The organism is Microbacterium sp. Leaf351 (assembly GCF_001423825.1).
GTDB classification, from domain to species: Bacteria; Actinomycetota; Actinomycetes; order Actinomycetales; family Microbacteriaceae; genus Microbacterium; species Microbacterium ginsengisoli.
This window is the reverse complement of sequence record NZ_LMPK01000015.1, coordinates 121,478-125,110: the sequence shown is the minus strand read 5'-3', so window position 1 is coordinate 125,110 and position 3,633 is coordinate 121,478. Positions and strand designations below refer to the sequence as shown.

Annotated in this window: 4 protein-coding genes; all 4 read left to right on the top strand. The window is 71.7% G+C overall.

Annotated features, from left to right (window positions below; all coding sequences use genetic code 11):
* Nucleotides 1-923, top strand: a 923-nt coding sequence (locus ASG00_RS06260) for a sugar phosphate isomerase/epimerase family protein (RefSeq protein WP_235559318.1), incomplete at its 5' end; no start/stop codon positions are given.
* Between the two features lie 19 nt (nt 924-942).
* Nucleotides 943-1,950, top strand: a complete 1,008-nt coding sequence (iolG, locus tag ASG00_RS06255; protein ID WP_056207626.1) for an inositol 2-dehydrogenase — start codon at nt 943-945, stop codon at nt 1,948-1,950.
* 16 nt (nt 1,951-1,966) lie between these two features.
* Nucleotides 1,967-3,040: a transaldolase family protein gene (locus ASG00_RS06250; protein WP_056207623.1), complete on the top strand. Its 1,074-nt coding sequence runs from the start codon at nt 1,967-1,969 to the stop codon at nt 3,038-3,040.
* Between the two features lies 1 nt (nt 3,041).
* Nucleotides 3,042-3,633, top strand: a 592-nt coding sequence (locus tag ASG00_RS06245) for a TIM barrel protein (protein WP_235559316.1), incomplete at its 3' end; no start/stop codon positions are given.

Genomic DNA, 3,633 nt, shown 5'->3' with positions numbered 1-3,633 from the left:
GGGCGATGAAGGCCACCGTCGCCGGAGCACCCGTCAGTTTCGGAGTGTTCGAGCTCACCCCCGAGGGTGCCGAGACCCTCAGTCCCGACGCGATGCTGCGCATCCTCGCCGACTCCGACTACCGGGGCGTCGACCTGGGTCCCCTCGGCTTCCTCGGCGAGGGAGACGTGCTGCGTCGCCGTCTCGCCGAGTACGACCTGTCGCTCGCCGGCGGGTGGGTGCAGCTGCCGTTCTCCGACGACGATGCGTTCGCCGCCAGCATCCCGTCGCTGCACGCCGCCCTCCGGGTGTTCTCGGATGCCGCGGCCGCCGGGCCCGCGCGACTGCCGCTGCCCACCCTCGCCGACGACGGGTCGGTCGCCCGCCGCGGCGCCCCGGGGCGCGGCGAGGAGGTCGACCCCCTCGCGGAGGCGGCCTGGGAGCGTCTGATCGCGAACGCGGAGCGCGCCGCCGACATCGTGCGGGCTGCGGGCTTCGAGCCGACGTTCCACCACCACGCCGGCACGTTCGTGGAGTCGCCCGCGGAGATCGACCGGTTCCTCGCGAACGTGAACGTCGACCTCACCCTCGACACCGGGCACCTGTTCATCGCGGGCGGCGACCCGGCCGACGCGGTGCGCCGCTGGGGGTCCCGCATCAACCACCTCCACCTGAAGGATGTCGATCTCGCCGAGCTGCGCCGTGTGCTCGCGGCCGGCGGCGGCATGCCCGAGGTGTGGTCGTCGGGGTCGTTCGTGGCGTTCGGGCGCGGCGACGTCGACCTTGCCGCGGTGATGGACGCCATCGCCGCGCAGGATTACGACGGATGGATCGTCGTCGAGCAGGACGTGCTCAACGGCCCGGATGTCTCCCTCTCGGCGTTCCAGCGCGACCGTGCCGCCGACCAGCAGATCAACCGCGACGCCCTGCGCATCTGGGCCTGAGACCTTCGAGGACACCACCATGACGACCCCTCTCCGCTTCGGTCTGATCGGCACCGGCCGGATCGGCCAGGTGCACGCAGCGAGCATCGCCGCCGATGCCGACGCCGTGCTGGCGCGCGTCGCCGACCCCTTCATCGACGGCGCCCGCGCCGTCGCCGAGACGTACGGCGCGATCGCGACCGCTGACGCCGAGGAGCTGTTCACCGCCGGCGACCTCGACGCGGTGCTCATCGCGTCCCCGACGCCGACGCACGTCGACCTGATCGCCCGTGCGATCGACGCGGGCATCGCCGTGCTGTGCGAGAAGCCGATCGATCTCGACATCGCCCGCGTCGACGCGCTGCGCCCCCGCGTCGCGGCATCCGGCGTGCCGGTCGCGCTCGGCTTCAACCGTCGCTTCGACCCGGCGTTCGCCGAGGTGCGGGCACGGGTCGACGCGGGCGAGATCGGTGCGCTCGAGCAGCTGTCGATCATCAGCCGCGACCCGTCGGCACCGCCCGCCGCCTACGTCGGCATCTCGGGCGGCATCTTCCGCGACATGACGATCCACGACTTCGACATGGCGCGCTTCTTCCTGCCCGACATCGTCGAGGTGAGCGCGACGGGCACCACCACCTTCGACCCGGGCGCCCGCGAGCACGGCGACTTCGACACGGCCGTCATCACGCTGCGGTCCGCCTCGGGGGCGATCGTCTCGATCACGAACTCCCGCCACAGCGCGGTCGGATACGACCAGCGCATCGAGGCGTTCGGTGAGCTCGGCTCGCTGTCGGTCGCCAACATGCCCACGAGCCTCGTGAGCGTCTCGGGCGCCGCCGCCGTCGAAGCCCGTCCGCCGTATCAGAGCTTCTTCCTCGAGCGTTACGCCGACGCCTATGCGGCGGAGCTGCACGAGTTCATCAAGCTCGCCCGCGGCGAGGCGTCCACCAGCCCCACCTTCGAGGACGGCCGTGCGGCGCTCGTTCTCGCCGACGCGGCGCAGCGCTCGGCGACCGAGCGCGTCATCGTGCCTGTCGACCTTTCCTGACCCCCGAGGATCCACCATGACCATCGACACCGACGCCCCGCTCGCCCGCGCGGCCGCGACCACCCCCACCTCGCTCTGGAACGACTCGGCCGACCCCGACGAGCTCGCGCAGTCCATCGCCTTCGGCGCGGTCGGAGCCACCTGCAATCCGGTCATCGCGCTGACCGCGATCACCAAGCGACCGGATGTCTGGGGTCCCCGCCTGCGCGAGCTCGCCGACGAGCATCCGACGTGGGGCGAGTCGGAGCTCGGGTGGGCGGCGGTGCGCGAGCTGTCGGTGGCCGCGGCGCGGCTGCTCGAACCGGCCTTCGCCGCCAGCGGCGGACGCAACGGGCGACTGTCGATCCAGACCGACCCGCGGCTCCACCGCGATCGCGATGCCCTCGTCGCCCAGGCGGTCGAGTTCTCGACGCTCGCGCCGAACATCATCGTGAAGATCCCCGCGACCGCGACGGGCGTGGCCGCGATGGAGGAGGCCGCGTACCGCGGCGTCAGCATCAACGCGACGCTGAGCTTCACGGTGCCGCAGGCGCTCGCCGTCGGAGCAGCGCTCGAGCGGGCACTCGACCGGCGTGCGGCCGACGGGCTCGAGGAGCGCGAGTTCGGTCACGTCGTCACGATCATGGGCGGTCGTCTCGATGACTGGCTGAAGAAGTGGGCGAACGCGCAGCGGATCCTCACCACCCCCGGGGTGCTCGACTGGGCGGGAGTGGCAGCTCTCAAGCGGGCGCATCACCTCTTCCGGGAGCGGGGATACCGCAGCCGCATCCTCTCGGCGGCCTTCCGCAACGCGCTGCAGTGGTCGGAGCTGGTCGGGGGCGACCTCGTCGTCTCGCCGCCGTTCGACTGGCAGGCTCGCATCAACGAGAACCGCATCGCGGTGGCCGACCGCATCGACGTGCCGGTTGCGGCGGACATCCTCGCCGAGCTCGAGACGCTCAGCGAGTTCCGGCGCGCGTACGAGCCCGACGGGCTCGCGCCGGAGGAGTTCGCGACGTTCGGCGCCTCCCGCAACACCCTGCGGCAGTTCCTCGAGGCCGACGCCCAGCTCGACGCGCTCGTGCGCGACATCCTCGTGCCGGCGGCCTGAGATGCCCGTCCGTCTCGCGGCCTCCGCGGAGATGCTCTTCCGCGACCTCCCGTTCGTCGATCGGGTGCGCCGCATCCACGAACTCGGCTTCGAGGTCGAGATCTGGGACTGGAGCACGAAGGACCTCTCGGAGCTGGCCGCCACGGGTGCCACCTTCTCGTCGATGACGGGATATCTGCGCGGCGACCTCACGACGCCGCACGGCATCGCCGAACTGCTCGCGACTGCCGAAGAGTCCCTTCGGGCCGCTGAGCTCATCGACTCGCCGCGGTTGAACCTCCACGGCACGGGACTCGACCCGAACGGGTTGCCCGTCGTGCCGCACGACGTCGTCACCGGCGCCGAGTGGCTGATCGCGGCCGACACGCTCAGCCGTCTCGCCGAGCTCGGGGAGCGCGCCGGGCGGGTGTTCACACTCGAGAACCTCAACACCGCCGTCGACCACCCGGGCACACCTTTCGCCCGCGCCGAGGACACCCTCGCGCTCGTCTCCGCGGTCGACAGCCCCGGGCTGCGACTCAACCTCGACCTCTACCACGCGCAGATCGGCGAGGGGAACCTCATCGAGCTCGTGCGTCGCGCGCAGCCCTGGA

Bases quoted from the DNA above. Each gene is read 5' to 3' on its own strand.
- ASG00_RS06250 (WP_056207623.1), top strand. From the start codon at position 1,967: ATGACCATCGACACCGACGCCCCGCTCGCCCGCGCGGCCGCGACCACC.
- iolG (WP_056207626.1), top strand. From the start codon at position 943: ATGACGACCCCTCTCCGCTTCGGTCTGATCGGCACCGGCCGGATCGGC.